Genomic DNA, 23738 nt, shown 5'->3' on the forward strand with positions numbered 1-23738 from the left:
CGCAAATTTCGTTTCGTTATCCAGTTTTCAAGGATCAAGTTTCTTCGCCGTTTTACCGGCAGAATAATATCTTATCATCTCCTGCCTTACCGTTCAACCGGTAAGTGTTGGAAATAATAAATTATGGTGGAGCCAAGGAGGATCGAACTCCTGACCTCCTGCTTGCAAGGCAGGCGCTCTCCCAGCTGAGCTATGGCCCCATATATTTATCCCAAAAATTAACACCTGCTGTGAAGGCGATTCCGAATGAATCATCGGTGACTTCCACCAAAAAAAACACGCAGCACATGTTATGGGATTTATGGTGGGCCCTAGTGGACTCGAACCACCGACCTCACCCTTATCAGGGGTGCGCTCTAACCAACTGAGCTAAGGGCCCATAACAATATTTATTTATGCACCCAAAAATGGGCTGCGCTTGGCGACGTCCTACTCTCCCAGGACCCTTCGGTCCAAGTACCATCGGCGCTGGAGGGCTTAACGGTCGTGTTCGGGATGGGTACGCGTGGAACCCCTCCGCCATCATCACCAAACGCATGAGAGTTTGAACTCTCAAAACTGACCAACGAGTGAGTAACAGGCCTAAGACCTGATTTTGTATTTGTACCGTTCCGTAACAGGAACGAGGTACTCCATAGAAAGGAGGTGATCCAGCCGCACCTTCCGATACGGCTACCTTGTTACGACTTCACCCCAATCATCTACCCCACCTTCGGCGGCTGGCCCCTTGCGGTTACCTCACCGACTTCGGGTGTTGTAAACTCTCGTGGTGTGACGGGCGGTGTGTACAAGACCCGGGAACGTATTCACCGCGGCATGCTGATCCGCGATTACTAGCAATTCCGACTTCATGCAGGCGAGTTGCAGCCTGCAATCCGAACTGAGACCGGCTTTTCTAGGATTCGCTCCAGATCGCTCCTTCGCTTCCCGTTGTACCGGCCATTGTAGTACGTGTGTAGCCCAGGTCATAAGGGGCATGATGATTTGACGTCATCCCCACCTTCCTCCGGTTTGTCACCGGCAGTCACTCTAGAGTGCCCAACTTCACTTGCTGGCAACTAAAGTCAAGGGTTGCGCTCGTTGCGGGACTTAACCCAACATCTCACGACACGAGCTGACGACAACCATGCACCACCTGTCTCCTCTGTCCCGAAGGAAAGCCATATCTCTACAGCGGTCAGAAGGATGTCAAGACCTGGTAAGGTTCTTCGCGTTGCTTCGAATTAAACCACATACTCCACTGCTTGTGCGGGTCCCCGTCAATTCCTTTGAGTTTCAGCCTTGCGGCCGTACTCCCCAGGCGGAGTGCTTAATGTGTTTACTTCGGCACCAAGGGTATCGAAACCCCTAACACCTAGCACTCATCGTTTACGGCGTGGACTACCAGGGTATCTAATCCTGTTTGCTCCCCACGCTTTCGCGCCTCAGCGTCAGTTACAGCCCAGAGAGTCGCCTTCGCCACTGGTGTTCCTCCACATCTCTACGCATTTCACCGCTACACGTGGAATTCCACTCTCCTCTTCTGCACTCAAGCCGTCCAGTTTCCAGTGCGACCCGGAGTTGAGCCCCAGGATTAAACACCAGACTTAAACAGCCGCCTGCGCGCGCTTTACGCCCAATAATTCCGGACAACGCTTGCCCCCTACGTATTACCGCGGCTGCTGGCACGTAGTTAGCCGGGGCTTTCTTCTCAGGTACCGTCACTCCTGTAGCAGTTACTCTACAGGACGTTCTTCCCTGGCAACAGAGCTTTACGATCCGAAAACCTTCATCACTCACGCGGCGTTGCTCCGTCAGACTTTCGTCCATTGCGGAAGATTCCCTACTGCTGCCTCCCGTAGGAGTCTGGGCCGTGTCTCAGTCCCAGTGTGGCCGTTCACCCTCTCAGGTCGGCTACGCATCGTCGCCTTGGTGAGCCGTTACCCCACCAACTAGCTAATGCGCCGCAGGCCCATCCGTAAGTGACAGATTGCTCCGCCTTTCCCAAGTCTCCCATGCGGAAGACTTGATTATCCGGTATTAGCTACCGTTTCCGGTAGTTATCCCGGTCTTACGGGCAGGTTGCCTACGTGTTACTCACCCGTCCGCCGCTAACCATCAGGAGTGCAAGCACTCCATCAGGTCCGCTCGACTTGCATGTATTAGGCACGCCGCCAGCGTTCGTCCTGAGCCAGGATCAAACTCTCCAATAAAGGTTGGATGAACGAATCATCCAAGTTTATTCGAAAGAGCGATTAGCTCAATCAGTTACTGACGAGAATTTTAATTCTCATTTAATACTCACTCGTTGTTCAGTTTTCAAAGATCAAACCATTCACGATGATATTCAATTCGGCATAACGCCATGCTCAATATCATCTTATTTTGTCGCTAATTTCATTTCAGCAGCGACCTTTTTAATATATCATACTCTTCATTCTTTAGTCAACACTTTTTTTAAAAGTTATTTGCTCAACAACCTTGTCCAGCCTGACCTCGTGAAGAAGCGATTAATAATGTACCATACAAAACAAAGCGGAGTCAACTGTTAGATCATGGTTAATTTCAATCCCACCAGCAATGCGACGCCCGGCAAACCTAGGACAAGTACAGTGCTTATGGTTACAGGGTTTAAGGGAATGTATACTTCCGTCAGCAAACCCGAAAAATTTATGACGTAAATGCCCAACGCCGCAAGAACCATGTGTAGCCCTAAACGCGTCAACCAGACAAAACCCGGTTTTCGCGAAAGCAAAACGTACAAAAGCAGCCCAGCCGAAGCTACAAGAACGCAGGTCAATACAAGCCTCATAACTCATCCCCCATTAGAATAAGAACCGATTATAGACTAATTCGTCCAAAACGATCCGTTCCGGAATACGTTCCAATCCACGTTTGCCTGTTTTGCCGTTCTTAGCTGAATTTGATATCTCCTCTCCGCCGCCTCAAGCGTGTAGATCGCCACGTCCACCTCATCCGTGCCGATCGCCTCCTGGAACGCGGTATAAGCCCGCTCCCATTCCTTATGCGCCTTGACCACTTCCATATAGATCTGCTGCTTGTTCTTCATCATCTCGTCCATCCGCAAAACAGCTTCGCGATCCGCATTCCAGATCCCCCACAGCTTCAAGTCCGATCGCCTCCTCAATCCGGTTTATTTCATGTCTATAGGCAAGCGGACAAACTTAGAACCTCGAACCGGCATAAAAAATGTCTGCCGGCACACTCTCCATGCAGCAGGAACGCGATTAGCGTTAGAGGAAATTCCGAAATAAAAAAAGAACTTTGCCCCCGAACGTAAATTCAGGGTACAAAGTCCTTTTGTTCATGATGCCGGCATCAATTTAATTCGCGTCTGCCTTCCAGCGCCTTGGACAACGTTACCTCATCCGCATATTCCAGGTCCCCGCCGACCGGCAAGCCGTGAGCGATTCGGGTTACACGGATATCAAACGGCTTAACGAGCCGCGAGATGTACATGGCGGTAGCCTCGCCCTCGATATTCGGGTTCGTCGCCAAAATCAGCTCTTTGACGCGCTCATCGCTTAAGCGGTTTAACAGCTCTTTTAGCCGGATATCGTCCGGACCCAGGCCTTCCATTGGCGAAATCGCTCCCTGCAGCACGTGGTAATAGCCATCGAACTCCTTTGTGCGTTCCATCGCCACCAGATCCTTCGATTCCTGCACCACGCAAATGACGGACGGATCGCGAGTCTTATCCTGGCAGATTCGGCAAGGATCGGTGTCCGTGATGTTGCAGCAAACAGAACAATAGTGAAGATTTCGCTTCACGCTCACCAAAGCTTTGGCGAAATCGATCACATCGTCTTCCTTCATGTGCAGAACATGGAAAGCAAGCCTTGCGGCCGTTTTGGGGCCGATTCCGGGCAAATGGGTAAAAGCGTCGATCAGCTTCGCGATCGGTTCGGGATAATACAATTTGGGCTTTCTCCTTCAGTTGAAAAATTAGAACAGGCCGGGAATCTTCATGCCGCCCGTAAACTTGCCCATATCCTGATTGGCAAGCTCCTCCGCTTTGTTCAGGGCATCGTTAACTGCGGTGAGCACGAGGTCTTGCAGCATTTCAACGTCATCCGGATCGACCGCTTCCGGTTTAATGGTCAGGGACAGCACTTTTTTATGTCCGTTCGCTTGGACCGTAACGACACCGCCGCCCGCGCTGCCTTCCACCGTTTTGCTGCCGAGTTCCTCTTGCGCCTTCAGCATTTGCTCCTGCATTTTTTTCACTTGTTTCATCATTTGATTCATATTGTTCACGCGATTCACATCTCCTTTAATTGGTCAGAATTTCGGGATTGCAACACTGTAAACATACCATAAAATACGATGCGCTTCTCCGGCAAAATCATTCCTTGATCACGACCAGATCATCGCCAAACAAATTCAGCGCTTCGTCTACCCACGGCTCCTTGCTGTTGCTGCTTCCGCCATCCTCGGGCGGGGGCTCCAGCTCGAACGCTTCCTTGGGCGGCTCCGCCGCTCCCTGAATCGCATCGTTCCAGTCCTTCAGCATCATCGTCACCAGGCGGCAAGAGCTGCCAAGCTGGCGCGCCATCACGTTTTCGATGAGCTGCTTATTAGCGGGTTTCTCCGTCGTTTCGCGGTGAATATCGTTCTTGAAAGCGACCAAAACAGAGTCTTCCAGCACGGAAACCGGTTCGCCGTTCATAAACCAGGCATGGATGGTGACTTTCTCCTCTTTAACGGCCTGCAGGATCTGATTCCATTTATTCTGAACCTCCATAAAAGCCGGACTATGCCGCTCGGCGATATACCGGTCCAAATTGGACGGGATCTTGGCTTTAGACGCGACCCGCGGAGCGGAACTTCGGGCAGCCGGACGGTTGCCCGCCGCCGCCCCGGATGCGCCGCCTCCTCCGGCTCCCGCCGGCAATCCTCCCTGCAGCGCTCGTTCCAGCTTGGCTTCAAGCTCGGAAAGCTGGCGTCTCAGCTGGCCGACCTCCGAAGCGTCCGCCGCGGAGCCGCGCGCGCCCGCCGAAGTCCCGCCGGCATCCTCCTTAGGAATCGTGCAGATTTTCAGGAGCGCCACCTCGAACAACGTTTGCGGTTGAACCGCATATTTCATTTCCGTTTGATAGTGATTTAACGTATCGATGATCTTAAACAGCTGCGATTTCGAAAAAGATTCCGCGATTTCCGCAAAATCCCGGGGATCCAGCACGCGCTCCGTCAACTTGTCCGCCTGCGGCACCATCTTCACCATCAGCAAATCGCGGAAATAGTAAAGGAGATTCTCCATGCATTTATCGGCGCTTTTGCCCTCCTGCATAAATCCGTCGATCATTTGCAGCATGCCGCCGACATCGCCGGCCAACAGCGTTTGAGCGAGTTCGGCAAACTGCCGGGAGGCGATTCCCCCGGTCATTTCCAGAACCTGCCGGTAGGAAACCTGTCCGCCGGAGAAGGACGCAATCTGGTCCAAAATGCTGAGCGCGTCGCGCATCCCCCCGTCGGACAATCGGGCGATATACTGGATAGCCTCATCTTCGGCGTTGATGCCTTCTTTTTCGCAGATCAGTTTCAAACGCTCGCTTTGCTCCTCTAAGGAAACCCTGCGAAAATCAAAGCGCTGGCAGCGGGAAATAACCGTAGCCGGCAGCCGATGGGGTTCGGTCGTCGCCAAAATGAACATGACGTGCGGCGGCGGCTCCTCCAACGTTTTGAGGAGCGCATTGAACGCTTCCGTGGTCAGCATGTGAACTTCATCGATAATATAAACCTTCTGCCGCACTTCCGTCGGGGCATATTTCACTTTCTCGCGCAGATCGCGAATTTCTTCGACCCCCCGGTTGGAAGCGGCGTCAATTTCAAGCACATCCATGACCGCTCCGGCGGTAATTCGCCGGCATGCATCGCATTCGTTGCACGGTTCTGCGGTCGGCCCTTTTTCGCAGTTCACGGCCTTGGCCAAAATTTTGGCGGCACTGGTTTTACCCGTCCCCCGCGGACCGCTGAACAGATAGGCGTGAGACAACCGCTGTTCGCGAATCGCATTTTGCAGCGTCCGGATAATATGCTGTTGCCCCACCATGTCTTGAAACGACTGCGGCCGCCAAGCGCGGTACAGCGCAACATGCTCCATATGCGGCACCTCTTTCCTTCCAGTAAGCGACGTTTGTCGTTTCCTTATTATACTATACTCCCGGGACGAGCAAAACTTCTAATCCGCAATCAACCGGGATCAACCATTTTTTACATAAAAAAACACCCCAACCCGCAGGCAAAAGGTGTCTTCGTTATGCGCTATGTAAACCGTGCACCTGTTATTGATCATTGCGATCCGAGCGGCACCTTTACGGCATAACTCGGGACAGGCAACCCTCCGGCACAAGAGTGGTGCTGCTTATGGCTGCTTCCTTCCGGACCTGACCAGGTTCACAGGTACTCTTTGCGGAGGACCCGTCCGTCAACGTCTGTCGTAAAGACCGGACCTCACATCGGCAAGACCTCTAACAGGACTTCAACCTCGCTACAGCGGATTGCGAGTTACAGGGCACCGCTACCTCCCCATCTAGCACGGTGAGAATAAGTATATCTCATGCCTGTATAAAATGCAACCAAGGGGAAGAACTTGGCGGCGCTGCCAAACCGCCCGCACGGACCGATACCGCCATCCGCCCATGCAACTTCTCTCCTATTCTGGTATAATTCTGATATATTAGTAGAATGGAAGAAAAGTTTTAGAAAACGAGAGGAGAAACGAATGAAACCGATCGGGAAACTTTTCCTTGCAGCTGCCATTTTGGCCGGAGGCATAACCGGGGCTGGACTTCCTCAGGCAAACGCAGCCGCAAAGGTGCAAATTATGCTGGACGGATACCCGCTGGCTTTTTCCGGCGAACCTATCATCGTTGATGGCACGACCATGGTTCCTTTTCGTTCAATATCCGAATCTCTAGGAATTCAAGTCACATGGAATCAGGCCGCCAAAACGATTACCGCCGTCAAAGGCACGGGTCCGGAAGGAATCCGCGTACAGCTGACGTTGGATAATAAAACAGCCAAGGTTAACGGTTCCTCCGTGACGCTGGCGGTAGCCCCCCGCTCCGTCGATGGCAATACGCTGATTCCGCTCAGCTTCTTTAGCCAGCAGTTTGGAGCGAATGTCGACTGGGATCAATCTACGCGAACGGTATCTATTACCTCGCCGCAGGAAAGGATGTACACGCTGGGTTTCTATGCGATATCGTCCTTTTCGGACGTTGCGGCGATTCCAAGCCTGGATGCCGTTGCGTTCGGCTGGAGCCGGATCGACGAGACCGGTAATTTCACCCTCTCCGGCAAGGACTTCAGAATGCCGGAAGCTGCCGGCGACACCACGCCGGACAGTTTGATCGCCGACGCTGCCGCCTCCCGCACTATACCGTACCTGATGGTTTACGCAGGCGATACCAAAGGGGAACTGACCAAAGTAGTCGAGGATCCGGAGATGCGCCGGCAGGCGATAACCGATATGGTCAGCACTGCGCAGGATAAAGCTTTTCAAGGCATCATACTCGACTTTGAGGGATTGGGGCTGACAACCGACAAAGCGGCCACCCGCAAAGCTTTTACCGCCTTCGTCAAACAGCTGTCAACGGAAACGAAGTCGGCCGGTTTAAAGCTCTCGCTGGCGCTTCATCCATTGAACTCGTCTTACCAAGGTTATGATTATAAAGAGCTAGGAAAAATCGCCGACGAACTCATTATTATGGCTTATGATTATCGCGCAGGGCAAACTACCGGCAACCCGGAACCGGCGGATAAAGTGGATGAAGCGATTCGGCTGGCACTGAAGGAAACGAGCAAGAGCAAGCTTCTCCTCGGGCTGAACCTCAACAGCGAAAATAAAAACTCCGTCAAAACCTTGACCGGTTTGGCCAAGCGCTATGACTTAAAAGGCATCGCCCTATGGCGGCTGGGGCTGATCAGCAGCGAGGAATGGACAAGCCTCAAACAAAGCGTTGAATTTAAGAAGTAAGCGGTGCAGCGTGTCTAACAAAACAAACGTCTTAAGTACAGGCTGTAGTGAAGGGGGGCCTCCCCCTGCTCTCCAGCCTGTTTTTGGTTTAGGACTGCGCTGCATGTCCGCAGCGGCAAGGCTATCGGCTGCAGTCGGCTGGGACCATGCCGTGCCAGGTTGAACACGTCGCGCTAAGTCGACCATGTTGTTCTGAGTTGTTAATATTGTCTAGAATTGTGTCAATGTTGTTTAGAGTTGCCAATGTTGTTTAGAGTTGCCCATCTTGTTCCGATGCCTACATGTTCCAATGTCCACACTGTTCCGGTGCACAACACCTTGTTCCGATATCCACACTGTTCCGGGCTATACACGCCGTGCCAAAATTCCGCTGTTACCATACATTATCTCCTTATTTCAAAATTGCGAGATGCAAAAGTGCAGTTCATTCACTCCAAACGGACCCGTTTACACGATTCAAATGCAAAAGTGCAGGCCATTTCCGTCATTTTGATCAAATTTGTCTCCAGACCCCATTTTCAAATGCACTTTTGCACTTCATAGCTAAAAATAACTCGAATTCGGCCATTTCAACTGCACTTTTGCACTTGAGCCTGCAACCGAGGCCGAAGCTGGAGCTGGAGCAAATAAACCATCCCTTCGAATTATCCAGCCGCGTCACCGCTCATCACTCACTCATTCATTTATACTACTCTTCCCTCTACCACCTGCCTCGAACTAACGCCTACCATCTACCATCTACCACTCAAATGCATCCCAGTCTCTCCGTATGACCTCATACATCAATACCCGCCCTGACGACCCGCTTAATTGCGGGATCAGCCAGCCCATTTGGCACAACTGCTGCAAATAGCGGACTGCCGTCCGATGACTAACACCCAGATGCTCCGCCACATCCTTTGGCCGTACCGACTTGCCTAACTGCGCGGCAAACAGCAGCGTAGATTTTAAGGCTATCTTTCCCAAACCAGCCAAACGAGTCGCCTCGTATCGGCTGAGCAGCATACGCAGCAGCGTGATGCACAATTCGGGATGCCGTTCTACGTCATCGTAAGCGAATGAGATCACTCGAAACCCTAACGCCTGCAGGAAAAGCTCCCGATTTAGTTCACGGCAATAACCGCCTCGGTCCATATCGCGAACATGCGGGCCGTAGCCTTTAATTTCGATGACCCACTTTACCGCTTCGGTCAGCCATGCAAAATCGGCAAAATAAGATCTGCCCCTCCAATCCATAATTTCATATTCCGGATGCAAGCCGTCCAGGTTCCTCCGCAGCGGCCACCACACATTACGCCAAAACATTCCTCACCATGCCCGTGCCCCCGTTCCAAGCGTGCTTTGCGTTCGCCGGAACGGAGTTTCATATGCGCTTTAAGCCACTCCTTATGTACAGCTTCAAACTCCACCACACAGCACCTCCACCTTATTAAGAATTATCAGCACCTCCTGGCGCATGTTGTAATCTTCCCGCCCTTCCCGCCGCCATAAACTAGCAAACCTCCGAAGTAATGCCGCGCTAAGCTGCAGGTTTTCTTACTCCTCAAAAGCGGAAACTCCAACAAAAATACTTCACTAAATATAAAAAAACGCCCCCCGCCATCAGATGATGGAGAGAGACGTTCCTCGTCATAGTTTCTAAATTCCAGTTGTATGAACTTAGATGCCGTATTTCTTTTTGAATTTATCCACACGTCCGCCGGCATCCACGAATTTCTGCTTCCCTGTGAAGAATGGATGACAGTTGGAGCAAATTTCAACGCGCAGTTCTTGTTTAACGGAACCCGTTTCAAAGGTGTTGCCGCAAGCGCAAGTAACCGTAGTCACGTGATATTTGGGTTGAATAGCTTCTTTCATCACTTTCACCTCTTTCCGCCCTGAGCCTCAGATCGTGCCCAGAGTTATAATGACACATAAAAGCATTATAGCACGGCTAATACCGCCAGCGCAATTACCTGTTTTATCCATGCACCTTGGCTTTGACACGGGCCAGCTCGGCCGGAGGCACATGAGTATACGAGCCGATCACCACGTCAGGCAATTCTTCCTGAAAAATTTCAATCGCTTGTTTCATTCCAAGGATCTCGCTCTGCGCTTTCGGGATCAGCTCCAGATAGCTTTCCGGGTCGATGTTCAAGTTGCGGAGCTGAATCAGCTTCAGCTTGGTGCGGCGGGCGAATTCGATCATCGCCTCAACCTCTTCCTCCCGGTCGGTGACGCCGGGAAAAATCAAATAGTTGATCGAGGTGTATACTCCCTGCTCCGCCGCGTACTTTAGCGACTTCTCCACGTTGGCAAGCGTGTAGCCGCGCGGTTTGTAGTACGCGTTGTAATGGCCGTCCAGCGCGCTGATCGTGCTGACCCGCATCAAATCGAGCCCGGCGTCAACGATGCCGCGGATATGATCGGAGAGCCCCGCGTTCGTATTGATGTTGATGTAGCCCATATCGGTTTGCCGCCGCACCTCGCGGATCGCATCGATGATCAGCTTCGCTTGCGTGGAAGGCTCGCCTTCGCAGCCTTGGCCGAAACTGATAATCGATTCCGGCGTTTTCAAATGCTCCAGCATCACTTCGACCAGCTCTTCCACGCGCGGGCGAAAATTCATCCGCGTCTGCGGCGCCACAAATCCGCTGTCGTCCGGCTGCTCGGAAATACAGCCAAAACAGCCCGCATTGCAAGAGTAAGATACCGGAACGGCCCCTTCCCACCGGTTCAAAAACGTATTGGAAGCCGTCAGGCACTCATAGCCGAGCGCACAGTTCGACAAATGCTCGTACAGCCGATTCTCCGGATAACGCGTTTTAAAAGCCTTCACCTGATTTTTTAACTCAAGCGGATCGCAATTGAGCGGATTCCATTTCTCAGGATCGTCCGACTGCCGGGCCGTCACATAAAATTGCCCGTCCTTCCAGACCACCGCCGAGTAACCGAACAAGGGCAGCTTGTATTCTTTATCGGTTTTGATATAACCGGGAAGACATAGCCGCGTGTATCCTTGCGGCAGCAAAGCCCCCACGGCCTGCACATCGCCGGGGAGCGGTTTCATCTCGCCCGTGTCCGGATCCATCCCGATCGGCCGTGTGGAAGGCAGGCCCACCAGCGTAGCGCCCTCCGGCAGCGGGATCAACTCATCCTCCAAAATTTCCACGACCATATCCCCGCTCCGGGCAAGCCCGTACAGCGCCGGATGATCATAAACCTGTCCCTCAGCGTCGGCATAAACTAAATGCATGATGTTCTCCTCTTCACTAGGCAATATTAAACATTATACGCCCCAACCGTGCGCCGAACCGGCTTTCGCCTACGACGAACCCATCCGCGGCGAAGATGAAGCGGAACCGGTCCGTACCGGACGGCGTGCTCCCCCGTTTCCGCTTGCGGATGGCGAGCCGCCCGCCGTATCGAAGGAAGCCAGAAATTCCGCGTTTGTCTTCGAATCCCGCAGCTTCTTGAGGAATCCTTCCACAAAGTCGTAGGAATCGTTCATGTTTTTGCGGATCGACCAGATCGTATCGAGCTCTTCCTTGGTCAACAGTACTTCCTCGCGGCGCGTTCCCGAACGGCGGATGTCGATGGCCGGAAAAATACGGCGCTCCGCCAGCTTGCGGTCCAAATGCAGCTCCATGTTGCCGGTGCCTTTAAATTCCTCGTAAATGATATCGTCCATACGCGACCCCGTATCGACCAGCGCGGTCGCCAAAATCGTCAGACTGCCGCCCTCCTCCACATTCCGGGCCGAGCCGAAAAACCGCTTCGGACGATGGAAAGCCGCAGGATCAATCCCCCCGCTAAGCGTGCGGCCGGACGGCGGAACGACCAGATTGTACGCCCGGGCGAGCCGCGTGATGCTGTCCAGCAGAATCACGACGTCCTTCTTGTGCTCCACCAGCCGCAATGCGCGCTGCAGTACCAGCTCCGCCACCTTGATATGATTCTCCGGAAGCTCGTCGAACGTCGAAGCGATGACTTCGCCTTTTACCGAACGCTGCATATCCGTCACTTCTTCCGGACGTTCGTCGATCAGCAATACGAATAACTCGATATCGGGATTGTTGGTGGAAATGCTGTTGGCGATTTCTTTGAGCAGCAGCGTCTTCCCTGCTTTTGGCGGCGCCACGATCAAACCGCGTTGTCCGAGTCCGACCGGGGCAAGTAAATCCATGATGCGGGTGGATAAGTGGGTTGGGGAAGTTTCCAGCACGAGCTTCTTCTGCGGATAAAGCGGAGTAAGCGCCGGGAAATGCAGCCGTTCGGAGGCAGCGGCGGGATCCTCTCCGTTGACGGCGTTGACTTGAAGGAGTCCGAAATACCGTTCATTTTCTTTCGGAGCCCGGCACTTCCCGGAGACGAGGTCCCCCGTACGCAGATCGAACTTGCGGATTTGGGAAGCGGAAATATAAATGTCTTCCGTGCTGGGCAAATAATTGATCGGCCTTAGGAAACCGTACCCTTCCGGCAAAATCTCGAGCACGCCTTCCATAAACATCAGCCCGCTCTGTTCTGCCTGCGCCCTTAAAATTGCGAAAATCAATTCTTTCTTTTTCAACTGGCCGTAATAAGGAATCTGATACTGCTTCGCAAGCTTGTACAGCTCGGTCAGTTTCATCCCTTCCAAATCGGCGATTTGCAGATCCATAATAAAATAACCACCTATTCAATTTTTTTGGAATCTATGAAGTAAAAATAAAATAATAGACTTCTGACCCTATTATTCCCGTTCTTTGGGAACTTATGCAAGGGGCGAAAAAGTTATTCCGCCTCTCGCCAAACGTCCGCCCCCAAAGCCCGCAAATTAGGAACGAGATGGTCGTAGCCCCGGTCGATTAGTTCAACGCCGGATACTTCGGTAATCCCTTCCTCTACGGTTAAACCGGCCACTACGAGCGCCGCACCGGCGCGCAAATCGGCCGCTTTCACTTTAGCCGCATTCAGCTTGGAACCTTCGATAATCGCCGAACGGCCCTCCACCCGGATTTTCGCTCCCATACGCACCAGCTCCGGGACGTGCTTAAACCGGTTGCTGTAAACAAAGTCGCTCAGCACGCTTACGCCGTTGGCCTGAGTTAGCAGACTTGTCATCGGGGACTGAATATCGGTAGGAAAACCGGGGTAGACTAATGCCTTGACATCGACATGTCCGTAAGCGGATTGGCCGATAACGCGGATGCTCTCATCCAACTCTTCGACCTCAGCGCCCATTTCCAGCAGTTTGGCGGTCAACGCCTCAAGATGCTTGGGGATCACCCCGTCGATGAGGACGTCGCCGCGCGTGGCGGCCGCCGCGATCATATAGGTGCCCGCCTGGATTCGGTCGGGAATAATGGAATGACGGCAGCCTCTAAGCTCCGTGACGCCTTCGATCCGGATCGTTTCCGTTCCGGCGCCTTTAATAATCGCCCCCATGGAATTCAGCAGGGTGGCTACATCTATAATTTCAGGCTCTTTGGCCGCGTTTTCGATAATCGTTGCGCCTTTGGCTCGCGTAGCCGCCAGCATAATATTGATCGTTGCCCCGACGCTGCTGACATCCAAATAAATTTTGGCTCCGCGCAGCTCCTTGGCATGCAGGTGAATCGATCCGTGCTCATTCGTCACGGTTGCGCCAAGCGCTTCAAATCCTTTGATATGTTGGTCGATCGGACGGGGCTCAAAATTGCAGCCGCCCGGCAAACCGATCGTCGCTTCTTTAAATCGTCCTAACAAGGCTCCCATCATATAGTAGGAAGCGCGCAGCTTCTTGACGGGTCCATTGGGCATCGGAATCGATCTGATGTCGGCGGGATCGATGCGCATCTGGTTGCCTTCCCACTGAACTCGGGCTCCGAGCTCTCCCAAAATTTCCGCGTACACGGCCACATCGCTCAGAACCGGCAGGTTGTCGAGCACGACCTCCGATTCCGCCAGAATCGCAGCCGGAATCAACGCGATCGCACTGTTCTTAGCGCCGCTAATCGAGACGCTGCCGCGCAGCGGACGTCCGCCACGGATCATTAATTTCTCCATAAGTTCAAGGATCCCCCTACGTATTTGCGTCGGCAAACGAACCTAAGCCACGTTATTTGCGGTGAAAATGGAAAGACACCGACAAGCGGTGTACTTTCCAAGTCACCTTATTCAGCTGGACCAGCCAGTTCCCCGGGGCGGTCCGATGACACCGGACAACGCTCCCCGTACAGGAAGGTATGCAAGCCTACCAAAAGCCCTTAGGCTTTGTTGTTGGAACCAAACTCACGGATTTTCCCGATAACCGTAGCTTTGATGGCGTCGCGGCCCGGAACGATGTACTTACGCGGATCGTATACGTCCGGTTTTGCGGCAAGCACTTCGCGAACCGCCTTGGTGAACTCGATTTGATTTTCCGTATTTACGTTGATTTTGGAAGTGCCGAGCGAAATCGCTTTTTGGATGTCATGGGTAGGAATGCCTGTCCCGCCGTGCAATACGAGCGGCAGCTTGACCGCGTCGCGGATTTCTTCCATCTCTTTGAAGCCGAGGTTTGGTTCGCCATGGTAAGGGCCATGCACGGAGCCAAGTGCCGGAGCCAGCGTGTCGATTCCAGTTTCATTTACGATGCGGATGCATTCGTTGAGGTCGGCATATTGAATCCCGCCGGAAACATCGTCTTCCTGACCGCCGACGGTACCGACTTCCGCTTCTACGGAAACGCCTTTGGCATGAGCGTATTCAACGACTTTCTTCGTCATGGCGATGTTTTCGTCGATCGGATGGTGGGAGCCGTCGATCATAACGGAAGTAAATCCGGCGTCGATCGCTTCCTTACATTTATCAAAACTGGAACCATGATCAAGATGGATGGCTACAGGAACGGTAATTTTCATGTCATGCAGCAAGCCTTCCACCATTTTAACAACGGTGTAGAAGCCGCTCATATGGCGGGCTGCACCCTCGGATACGCCAAGGATTACCGGGGACTTCTCTTCTTCGGCGGCAGCGAGAATCGCTTGGGTCCATTCCAGGTTGTTGATGTTGTATTGACCCACTGCGTATTTGCCTTGAAGCGCTTTGTTCAACATGTCTGTCATCGATACTAATGGCATTGGTTTCAATCCTCCTAAGGATGTGGGATTTTATCTTATTTAGCCGACATTCACACACTTTTTTATTATACCACAACTTGTCAAAATTACTATTGGAGCTTTCCGGGTTGCGGGAGCAAGCACTTTCGCCGGGAGAAGCGGCAAGGCCCATGTATATAGGGGAACGGAAATCCGGCTATGCGAATCAGAATATACCAACTCTCACGAAATGCAAAAGTGCATTCGAAATGTGCCGAATTCGGATACTTAGAGCGATAAAATGCAAAAGTGTATTTGAAAATGGAGCCTGGGGGGAATTTTGATCAAATCGGCGAAAATGAAATGCATCTTTGCATTTGAACCGGCCATATTGAACTGTTTCGACAATAATCGCCTGCACTTTTGCATTTGGTCAGCCGTACCGCCACCAACCATATCCCGAGTCAACCGGTCCCTCGAGCGTTATCCGGCCTTGCACCACCCAAGCGGATGCCCTCCTGCATGAAAAAAAAGAACCTCCCTTCGCGGACCCCAAGCGTAAATCGCCCAGAACTCCTCAAGGAGGTTCACTACCAACTAAATGACGGCGCCGCCTTTCAGCAGCATGTTCACCGCCACTCGCATTTCATCAATGTCAAAAGGCTTCGTAAAATGCATCAGGGCCCCGAGATCGGTCGCTTCCTTAATCATGTCCAGCTCGCCGTACGCCGTCATCATAATGACTTTGATGTCCGGATTGACCTCTTTGATGTGCTTGAGGATTTCAATTCCATCCATTCCCGGGATTTTCATGTCGAGAAGCACCAAATCCGGCGAATCGCTGCGGACGATTTCCAAAGCCATTTTGCCGTTGGCCGCCTGAAACGTTTTATACCCTTCGCTGCTGAAGACTTCCATCAATAAAATGCGGATACCGTTCTGATCGTCGACAATTAACACTTTCTTCTCTTCCACGGAAAAACCCTCCCACCGAATCAACCCTGTAATCCTGGTAATACTAAGATATTCGCCCTTAATTTGGAAATCCCTTCTCTACTGGAAAAAAGAGACTTAAAATTTCGCAGGCCGGATTTCAGACAGGTGCCTCGGGCCGGAGGGAAGAGCGGGACAACCCGGCCTATTTCCGCGCCGTGCCGCCTAACCGGCAAACGCGGAGCCACGCCCAACAGGGCTTAGGACAAATGGGTAATCGCAGCTTTGACAAACTCGCGGAACAACGGCTGCGGCCGGTTCGGACGGGACGTAAACTCCGGATGGAACTGTACCGCCAAAAACCAAGGATGATCCGGCAGTTCGATAATTTCGACCAGCCGCCCATCCGGGGAAGTGCCGGAAATGCGCAGCCCCACGCGTTCCAGCGTTTCGCGGTAGGCATTGTTGAACTCATACCGGTGACGGTGTCTTTCGTACACCAGCTCATCGTTATAGCACTGCATGGCCAGGGAACCCGGCGCAAGCTTGCAAGGATATAAACCGAGCCGCATCGTTCCGCCCAGATCCTCGATATCCTTCTGCTCCGGCAGCAAATCGATGACCGGATACTCGGTGGAAGGATTGATTTCCGAACTGTTGGCGCCTTGCAGGCCGGCCAAGGCACGGGCGTATTCGATCACCGCCACCTGCATGCCGAGGCAAATACCGAAGAACGGAATCTTGTTTTCCCGGGCGTAACGGATCGTCGTAATCTTGCCTTCGATCCCCCGGTCGCCAAAGCCGCCCGGCACCAGAATGCCGCCGACGCCTTGCAGCAGTTCGGCCACGTTGGCGTCCGTCACCTCTTCCGCGTTCACCCAGCGGATCTTCACGTCGCTATTTGCGTCAAATCCGGCGTGGGACAGCGATTCGACCACGCTCAAATAAGCGTCGTGCAGCGCGACGTATTTGCCGACGATGGCGATCTCCACCGTCTTCTCCAGCTTGTTGATCCGCTCGACAAGGCTTTCCCACTCGCGCATATCCGGCATCGGCGTCGTCAGCTTGAGATGGTTGACGACGATTTCGTCCAACCCTTCGTCGCGCAGATTCAGCGGTACTTCATACAGCGTATCCGCATCCCGGCATTCCACCACTGCGCTGGGGTCGACATCGCAAAATTGGGCGATCTTCCCCTTGATGTCGTCCGACAGGGCATGCTCCGTCCGGCAGACGATCACGTTCGGCTGAATGCCGATGCTCCGCAGCTCCTTGACGCTGTGCTGGGTCGGCTTTGTCTTCACTTCGCCGGCCGCTTTAATGTACGGGATCAGCGTCACGTGGATATACATGACGTTCTCGCGTCCGATATCGCTTTTGATCTGGCGGATCGCCTCGAGGAACGGCAAGCTTTCGATATCGCCGACGGTGCCGCCGATTTCCGTAATGACCACGTCGGAACCCGCTTCGCGCCCGGCGCGGAACACGCGCTCTTTGATTTCGTTCGTAATGTGCGGAATCACCTGCACCGTACCGCCGAGATACTCTCCGCGGCGCTCCTTGCCGATGACCGAAGAGTAAACTTTCCCCGTCGTTACGTTGCTGTTCTTCGATAAATTAATGTCGATGAACCGTTCGTAATGGCCAAGATCAAGGTCCGTTTCGGCCCCGTCGTCGGTGACGAACACTTCGCCGTGCTGATAGGGGCTCATCGTCCCCGGATCGACGTTGATATAAGGATCGAATTTCTGGATCGTTACCTTCAAGCCTCTGTTCTTAAGCAGCCTGCCCAGCGACGCAGCCGTAATTCCTTTCCCTAGCGAGGATACGACCCCGCCTGTCACGAAAATGTATTTTGCCACAGCTAAAAACCTCCTAAAGATAGTACATGTTTCAAAAAAATTGGACTCCAGAAATTCGGGAACTTTGGATCGTTAGCGATCATTAGCGTAACCCAACAAACGGCGGCATAGCCAAATGCGCATAAAAAAAACAAAAAAGTGACACCCGAGTTAATCGGGGCACTTTTTTGAAAATTCGTTATTTTATAAGTTTGAATCATAAGCCCATGCAATAGTTTACCCGTTACCCCTGTCCGTGTCAAGTGAGGCGCCGCGGGAACGCGTTGAACAATTCAAGGCGTTTTATCGCATGGAAAACGGGTAAAAAAACGTCCTAGCCCATTACAAGTCGTCGTCATCGCTGTCGTCGTACTCGTCTTCGCTTTCCACTTCGTCTTCTTCGTCGACGAGGGCGTCCTCGTCCTCCAATTCCTCATCATCCAGCAGGGTGTCGTCCTCGACGTCATCCACATCGTCTTCGTCGTCGTCCGGGAACAATTCGTCGTCCCCATCCTCGTCCAAGGCGTCGTAGTCTTCGTCCTCGTCGGAGATGTATCCGTCTTCTTCCTCCACGAAATCCTCGTCTTCCAGATCGTCGTCGTCATCGTTAATGATGCGCGGACGTTTGGAGCTGGCCACCGGATCCTCCGAGCGGTCGATCGGGTACCAGCGCTTAAGGCCCCACAGATTGGTGCCTACGCAAGCAAACCGTCCGTCGATATTAATTTCCGTATAGAGTTGAGCAATCGCTTCGTTGATTTGTTCCTCGGTCATACCGCGGAGCTTGGCAACCTCGTTCATCAGGTCGCGGTAGTAATACGGCGTGTTCGCCGCTTTCAGAATCATAAAGGCCAAGTCGACCATAGGGATTTCCTGAACCTTCTCCGGGTCGATGTTCAAATTGAGCGGGGTACTCACGTTACGGACACTTCCTCTCACGCAAATAGTTCACTATAAAGCAAAGGCGAAACCGTCCCTCGCGGATCGTTTTCCTTCACTAACATATCCATATCACACATTAGTAAAACCTATTTGCCACTAAATTGCAAGTTTTAAAAACAGGACCGGAAGCGCATCCGCCATGTTGCCCGCCCTCCGAGGCGTCTTGGCCGCAAAATGGAAGGAGGCGAAGAACCCGCGGTTCTCCGCCCCTTGACTGTACCCTCCCCTAAAGAAGGCTTGGCGGCCCTCCCAAGGTTGGTGAAAGCCGCCAAAACGGCCTTCCCTTCATCCTATGTCCAGATTCCCGCTTTGACACGCCATGTTGCAGCCTAACTTCCGTCAGAGGCCCATTTCCCGCAAAACAGGACTCTTCCCCACTCGCTGGAGAGAGGATTGTCATACTATACTGCAACACGCTTCGTCAGGAGGGGCTACTTGAATATGGACTATTCCGGATTTCTGCGTTATTTGAACGAACATGTCGACACCTCCGGAAAAAGCGGACGCTACATCATCCGCTTCCCGCATCCGGCCGAATACGCCGAATGCGTACGTCAGTTGTTTCAGCATAAGCGAAAGCATCCGGCGCTGCGGCAAATCCGAACCTCGCCGCTGCTGCAGGCCCTGATTTGTCCCCTTGGCTTGCGAGGGGAAGCGGCCCGCTCCCGATTCGGCCTTTCCGTCGAGGAGGATTCCCGAGTCAGCGTTCATAGTCCCGCTCCTTCCGGCAAAGGGCAAAATTCCGGGATTCCCTGGGGAGTAAAACGCATCGGCGCGCCGGAAACGTGGTCCGTCTCGACCGGATACCGGATTCGCATCGGCGTGATCGACACGGGGGCCGACTTCGCCCATCCCGACCTGCGCCACTCTTTGGCAAGGGGGATCAATTTGCTGAATCGGATTAGCCTTCCTTACGACGACAACGGCCACGGCACGCATATTGCCGGCACCATCGCCGCTTCGGGCGGATCGCAAGGCATGATGGGCGTGGCCCCTCGCTCGCTGATCTTTCCTGTTAAAGCGTTTGATCATAACGGATCCGCGTACGTTTCCGATATTATTTTGGGGATCGACTGGTGCGTCCGCAACCGGATGCATATTGTGAATATGAGTTTCGGAATGAAAAGCAACAGCGAAGCCCTGCAGAACATCATTCGCAAAGCCCATAACGCAGGGATCGTTGTCGTGGCCTCCTCCGGAAACGATAAAAAAGGCCGGAGCGCCGATTACCCGGCCCGGTATCCTCTGACCATTTCGGTCGGGGCTACCGGGCGGGACGGCCGCATCGCCTCCTTCAGCAATTACGGCCCGTACATCGACATTTACGCCCCCGGCGAAAAAATAACGTCCTCGTGGCTGGGCGGAGGGTACCGCGAGATGAGCGGCACTTCCATGGCCACCTCCCACGTCAGCGGAGCCGTGGCCCTGCTGTTGGCGCTGAAGCCCGACCTGAAGCCGGGCGAGATCAAGCGCCGCCTGCGCCGTACCGCGCGCCCGCTCCCTTCCGCCAGCAGCGCCAAGGCAAAGGGCGCCGGCGAGGTCAGCGCGGCCCGCCTGCTGCGCGCCAAGCCCCGGCGGAGCTAGGCCCGGCGCCGGGAGGCCGGTGCAGCGGCACGGGCATGGCCGGCCCGGCAGAGCGGACAGGCGCGGCCGCGCACCAAAAAGCCGCCTCCCCCGTAGCACCGTGGAGAGGCGGCTTGCATTTCGCCCGGGAGCCAAGGCCGGGCCGCAACAATCACATCTTTTCCGGCGCGGACACGCCGATCAAGCCAAGCACGTTGGCGAGCGCCGTCCGCACGCCGCCGAGCAGCACGAGCCGCGCCGCGGTTTGCTCCGCGTCGTCGGTGATGACGCGCTCCGCCCGGTAGTAGCTGTGGAACAGCGAAGCCAGGTCATACACGTAGCGCACCAGCCGGTGCGGCGCGTAGTTGGCGGCCGCGACGCCGATTTCCTCCGGCAGCTCGCCGATTTTCCGCAGCAGATCGAATTCATGCTCCGCCGTCAGCTTGGTTAGGTCAGCGTTTTCCGGCGCCGGTACGCTGATGCCCTGTTCTTCGGCCTGGCGGAAAATGCTGCAGATCCGCGCATACGCATACTGCACGTAGTAGACCGGATTTTCGTTCGAAGTCGAAACGGCCAGATCCATATCGAAATCAAGATGCGAGTCCATGCTGCGCATCGTAAAGAAATAGCGAATCGGGTCGACGCCCACTTCGTCCATCAGGTCCACCATCGTAACCGCTTTGCCGGTCCGTTTGGACATTTTCACCTTCTCGCCGTCCTGGAACAGGCTGACCATCTGGGCGATCAGCACGATCAGCTTCTCCGGATCCTTGCCGATCGCCTGCATCGCCGCCTTGACGCGCGGAATATAGCCATGGTGGTCGGCGCCCCAAATGTTGATGATGCGGTCGAACCCGCGGTCGTATTTGTTCCGGTGATAAGCGATATCCGGGGTCAAATAAGTGTAGGTGCCGTCGTTTTTCACCAGCACGCGGTCTTTGTCGTCGCCGTAATCCGTCGTTTTGAGCCAGGTTGCCCCTTCTTGCTCGTAGGTTTGGCCTTTCTCGCGCAGTTCGGCGAGCGAAGCTTCCACCTGCCCGTCCTCGTAAAGGGAAGTTTCGCTGAACCATACGTCAAAGCGGACCCGGAAACGTTCAAGGTCGCGTTTGATTTTCGCCAGTTCCTTCTCCAGCCCATATTTGCGCAGAAAAGCCGCACGCGCCTCCGGCTCCATCGACAGCAGCTTATCGCCTTGTTCCGCCACCAGTTCCCGGGCGAAGCCTTTAATGTCTTCGCCGTGATACCCGTCTTCCGGCATTTCCGCGTCCTGTCCAAGCTCCTGCAGGTATCTGGCTTCGATCGATTTGCTCAGGTTGGCGATCTGGTTCCCGGCGTCGTTGATGTAATATTCCCGCGTTACCTCGTATCCGGCGAAATCCAGCAAGTTGCAAAGCGCGTCGCCGACCGCCGCGCCGCGCGCATGGCCCAAATGCAGGCTGCCCGTCGGATTGGCGCTGACGAATTCGACCTGGGCCTTTTGCCCATTGCCTTGCTGGATGCGGCCGTAGTTTTCCCCCGCGCGGTAAACCTCCAGCAGGATCGGGTACAGATACCCTTTGCCCAGCGTAAAATTGATGAACCCGGGACCGGCGATTTCCGCCTTTTCGATCCCGGCTTTCGAATAATCCAGCTTGGCCAAAATTTCTTCGGCGATTTGACGCGGGTTTTTCTTCGCGATGCGCGTCAGCTGCATAGCCGCATTGGTGGCGAAGTCGCCGTGCGCCTTGTCCTTCGGCACTTCCAGCACGATGGCCGGGATTTCCTCAGGCTGCGCCAGCCCGGCGGCGGCGATCGCCTCCAGAATCGCTTCCTTTAACGCCTGGTTCATTTGTTCCAACGGATTGTGTGGCATATCAAACTTCCTCCTGTATATGTAAACTGATTGCAAAATGTCCCGATAACTCCTCATATACGTACAAATCGTATTCCCAGGTGACCAGGCCGGCCACGCCATTCAGACGGGAATCCACTTTTACGGTATCGGTAGACAAGTTAAAACGGGTAAATGGGGAGCGGTAAAAACCCGGCAGCCGTTGTCCGGCGCGGAACGTTTGCTCCGCCTCCACGTCCCCGTGCCGCATGATCTTCAGTTCTTCCCCGGTAATTTTAACCATCGTTCGCGTTATCCCGCCGGCCGGCTCCGTCACCGGCTCATTATAACGGATGTAGACCGCTCCGTCCCGAATCATCGCATTTCCTGTCAGGGACTGCACCGTCTCGTCTTGTCCCTGCCGGCTCGTCAACACAAGCTTGACCGGGCGCATCTCCGGCATACGCATCAAACCCTCATTCCGTACTCTATATATTACATCGTTTCTTACTGTACTACTATATCCAGTTCGTCCCGGCAATTCAATATGCACAGTATGCCCGCGTTTGGCGCCCGTCCTTCTTAACAACTAAAAAAGCCGCTTCATCAGCGGCTCGTCCTGCCTTACAAAGGCTGGCTTAACACGACGTATTTTACTTTTCGGTCCTGGAAGTACACATGGAACCGATAATAATCCCCGACCTTGTAACTCCAGCGGCTTACCAGCTTAAGCGCCTGGGGCCCCAGCTTGTCCATCACGTCGTCCTCTCCGATGCCGGCTTTGACTCCGTCCGCGGTTTGATGGTCCGCCGCCGTGAAAACGATGATCCGGTTCAGCGCCAGCACGCCATCCTTATACAGTCTGGCCTGTTTTACCCGCCCCGCGCTGTCATCGTAAAACGGCTTTTCCCACAGGACATTCTCCGCCGGTTCCTCCGCAAGCCGCCGCTCCCAGCCATCGAAGTCCAGCCCGTCCACTTCGGCCCGGGTGGCTTCCAGCGCCTGAGGCTCCGCGGCGCCGGCCTGTTCCTGCTCTACTCGCGCCTGCTCCAGCAGCGCATCGAGCGAAGCCAGTTGCCCGTTTTCGCGGAAAAGCCCCTGCATCAGCAGCAGCACTTGATCATCGGCGTAATAGGCGTGTCCGTCATATTGAAAAGCATTCAGCGCCAGGTCATAGGTTAGCTCGTAGCTTGAATTTTTTAACGCAAATTGCAAGACTACCGGCTTCCGCTCGGCCTCCGGGCTCTCCTTCACCGCCGCCCCCTGCATATCGGTAAGCCGCAGCGATTGCAGCAGCGCCGCCTGCCGCTCCGCGGGAACCTGCACGCTGCCGCTGTCCGACTTGGCCGTAACCGCGGTGACATCCTCTTCCTTAAAAGGAAGATGATCCAGCAAATAAGGAGATTCGGCCGCGTCCGGCTGCTTCACCGCGGAATCCGCCGGGTCGGCCGGCATTTCCGCCGCCTGATCCCCCCTTTGTCCGTAGTCGGAGGAGTGCGATTTATTCCCAGGCAGTCCGTAAAATAACCATCCGGCAACGAGAACCACCAATATCATCATCGCGTATGCCATTGCGTTTCGTAGAGTTCTGTTCATTTGATTGCCATCCCGCCTTAATTCAACAAATAATGACATAATTCATACTATCA

The 23738-nt window shown here is 54.0% G+C and carries 19 protein-coding genes, 2 tRNA genes, 2 rRNA genes and 1 other RNA gene; 2 read left to right on the top strand and 22 right to left on the bottom strand.

Annotated features, from left to right (window positions below; translation table 11 throughout):
• Nucleotides 1-124 precede the first annotated feature (124 nt).
• From DYE26_RS22390 to ffs, 10 genes are all read right to left on the bottom strand, one after another.
• A tRNA-Ala gene (locus tag DYE26_RS22390) sits at nt 125-200 on the bottom strand.
• A 102-nt stretch (nt 201-302) separates the two neighbouring features.
• Nucleotides 303-379 (bottom strand) — tRNA-Ile (locus DYE26_RS22395).
• Between the two features lie 37 nt (nt 380-416).
• Nucleotides 417-533, bottom strand: a 5S ribosomal RNA gene (gene rrf / locus DYE26_RS22400).
• A 105-nt stretch (nt 534-638) separates the two neighbouring features.
• Nucleotides 639-2192: ribosomal RNA gene (locus DYE26_RS22405) — 16S ribosomal RNA — on the bottom strand.
• Nucleotides 2193-2527: 335 nt separating this feature from the next.
• Nucleotides 2528-2791, bottom strand: coding sequence for a pro-sigmaK processing inhibitor BofA family protein (locus DYE26_RS22410; protein WP_036617990.1), 264 nt, complete (start codon nt 2789-2791; stop codon nt 2528-2530).
• 36 nt (nt 2792-2827) lie between these two features.
• Nucleotides 2828-3061 carry a DUF2508 family protein gene (locus DYE26_RS22415; protein ID WP_051985801.1) on the bottom strand — a complete coding sequence of 78 codons (234 nt, stop codon included), beginning with the start codon at nt 3059-3061 and terminating at the stop codon, nt 2828-2830.
• 257 nt (nt 3062-3318) lie between these two features.
• Nucleotides 3319-3918, bottom strand: coding sequence for a recombination mediator RecR (gene recR, locus DYE26_RS22420; RefSeq protein ID WP_036617992.1), 600 nt, complete (start codon nt 3916-3918; stop codon nt 3319-3321).
• Nucleotides 3919-3945: 27 nt separating this feature from the next.
• On the bottom strand, nt 3946-4257 hold the full coding sequence (locus tag DYE26_RS22425; RefSeq protein WP_036617993.1) for a YbaB/EbfC family nucleoid-associated protein: 312 nt from the start codon (nt 4255-4257) through the stop codon (nt 3946-3948).
• An 88-nt stretch (nt 4258-4345) separates the two neighbouring features.
• Entirely contained in the window at nt 4346-6103 is a 1758-nt protein-coding gene (gene dnaX, locus DYE26_RS22430) for a DNA polymerase III subunit gamma/tau (protein ID WP_036617994.1), read from the bottom strand.
• Between the two features lie 170 nt (nt 6104-6273).
• Nucleotides 6274-6541: signal recognition particle sRNA large type (gene ffs, locus DYE26_RS22435), an RNA gene on the bottom strand.
• 183 nt (nt 6542-6724) lie between these two features.
• Here ffs and DYE26_RS22440 point away from each other — a divergent pair.
• Entirely contained in the window at nt 6725-7981 is a 1257-nt protein-coding gene (locus tag DYE26_RS22440; RefSeq protein WP_036617996.1) for a stalk domain-containing protein, read from the top strand.
• A gap of 738 nt (nt 7982-8719) precedes the next feature.
• On the opposite strand, the gene DYE26_RS22445 is transcribed toward DYE26_RS22440, so the two are convergent.
• The 9 genes from DYE26_RS22445 to rpoE all read right to left on the bottom strand — a co-directional run bounded on the left by DYE26_RS22445 (nt 8720) and on the right by rpoE (nt 18692).
• Entirely contained in the window at nt 8720-9286 is a 567-nt protein-coding gene (locus tag DYE26_RS22445) for a hypothetical protein (RefSeq protein ID WP_227872978.1), read from the bottom strand.
• A 354-nt stretch (nt 9287-9640) separates the two neighbouring features.
• A complete protein-coding gene (gene rpmE, locus DYE26_RS22450; RefSeq protein ID WP_036617998.1) occupies nt 9641-9838 on the bottom strand; it encodes a 50S ribosomal protein L31 in 198 nt (65 codons plus the stop codon).
• Nucleotides 9839-9941: 103 nt separating this feature from the next.
• On the bottom strand, nt 9942-11216 hold the full coding sequence (locus DYE26_RS22455) for a radical SAM family protein (protein WP_036617999.1): 1275 nt from the start codon (nt 11214-11216) through the stop codon (nt 9942-9944).
• 69 nt (nt 11217-11285) lie between these two features.
• Complete coding sequence (gene rho, locus DYE26_RS22460) at nt 11286-12620, bottom strand: transcription termination factor Rho (protein ID WP_036618001.1); 1335 nt, start codon at nt 12618-12620, stop codon at nt 11286-11288.
• A 113-nt stretch (nt 12621-12733) separates the two neighbouring features.
• On the bottom strand, nt 12734-13987 hold the full coding sequence (locus tag DYE26_RS22465; RefSeq protein ID WP_036618003.1) for a UDP-N-acetylglucosamine 1-carboxyvinyltransferase: 1254 nt from the start codon (nt 13985-13987) through the stop codon (nt 12734-12736).
• A gap of 200 nt (nt 13988-14187) precedes the next feature.
• The gene (locus DYE26_RS22470; RefSeq protein ID WP_036618005.1) at nt 14188-15042 is read right to left on the bottom strand and encodes a class II fructose-bisphosphate aldolase; all 855 of its coding nucleotides are present in this window, start codon (nt 15040-15042) and stop codon (nt 14188-14190) included.
• A gap of 555 nt (nt 15043-15597) precedes the next feature.
• A complete protein-coding gene (locus DYE26_RS22475; protein ID WP_036618007.1) occupies nt 15598-15975 on the bottom strand; it encodes a response regulator in 378 nt (125 codons plus the stop codon).
• A 218-nt stretch (nt 15976-16193) separates the two neighbouring features.
• Nucleotides 16194-17795 carry a CTP synthase gene (locus tag DYE26_RS22480; RefSeq protein ID WP_036618008.1) on the bottom strand — a complete coding sequence of 534 codons (1602 nt, stop codon included), beginning with the start codon at nt 17793-17795 and terminating at the stop codon, nt 16194-16196.
• A 321-nt stretch (nt 17796-18116) separates the two neighbouring features.
• The gene (gene rpoE, locus DYE26_RS22485) at nt 18117-18692 is read right to left on the bottom strand and encodes a DNA-directed RNA polymerase subunit delta (RefSeq protein ID WP_036618010.1); all 576 of its coding nucleotides are present in this window, start codon (nt 18690-18692) and stop codon (nt 18117-18119) included.
• 465 nt (nt 18693-19157) lie between these two features.
• Here rpoE and DYE26_RS22490 point away from each other — a divergent pair, with 465 nt between their 5' ends.
• Entirely contained in the window at nt 19158-20300 is a 1143-nt protein-coding gene (locus DYE26_RS22490) for a S8 family peptidase (protein ID WP_036618012.1), read from the top strand.
• Between the two features lie 151 nt (nt 20301-20451).
• On the opposite strand, the gene argS is transcribed toward DYE26_RS22490, so the two are convergent.
• The 3 genes from argS to DYE26_RS22505 all read right to left on the bottom strand — a co-directional run bounded on the left by argS (nt 20452) and on the right by DYE26_RS22505 (nt 23685).
• Nucleotides 20452-22131 carry an arginine--tRNA ligase gene (argS, locus tag DYE26_RS22495; protein WP_036618014.1) on the bottom strand — a complete coding sequence of 560 codons (1680 nt, stop codon included), beginning with the start codon at nt 22129-22131 and terminating at the stop codon, nt 20452-20454.
• A gap of 1 nt (nt 22132) precedes the next feature.
• Nucleotides 22133-22552 carry a YwiB family protein gene (locus DYE26_RS22500; RefSeq protein WP_036618016.1) on the bottom strand — a complete coding sequence of 140 codons (420 nt, stop codon included), beginning with the start codon at nt 22550-22552 and terminating at the stop codon, nt 22133-22135.
• A 161-nt stretch (nt 22553-22713) separates the two neighbouring features.
• Nucleotides 22714-23685, bottom strand: coding sequence for a hypothetical protein (locus DYE26_RS22505; protein WP_051985141.1), 972 nt, complete (start codon nt 23683-23685; stop codon nt 22714-22716).
• Nucleotides 23686-23738 lie beyond the last annotated feature (53 nt).

This window comes from Paenibacillus macerans, from assembly GCF_900454495.1.
Classification (GTDB): Bacteria; Bacillota; Bacilli; order Paenibacillales; family Paenibacillaceae; genus Fontibacillus; species Fontibacillus macerans.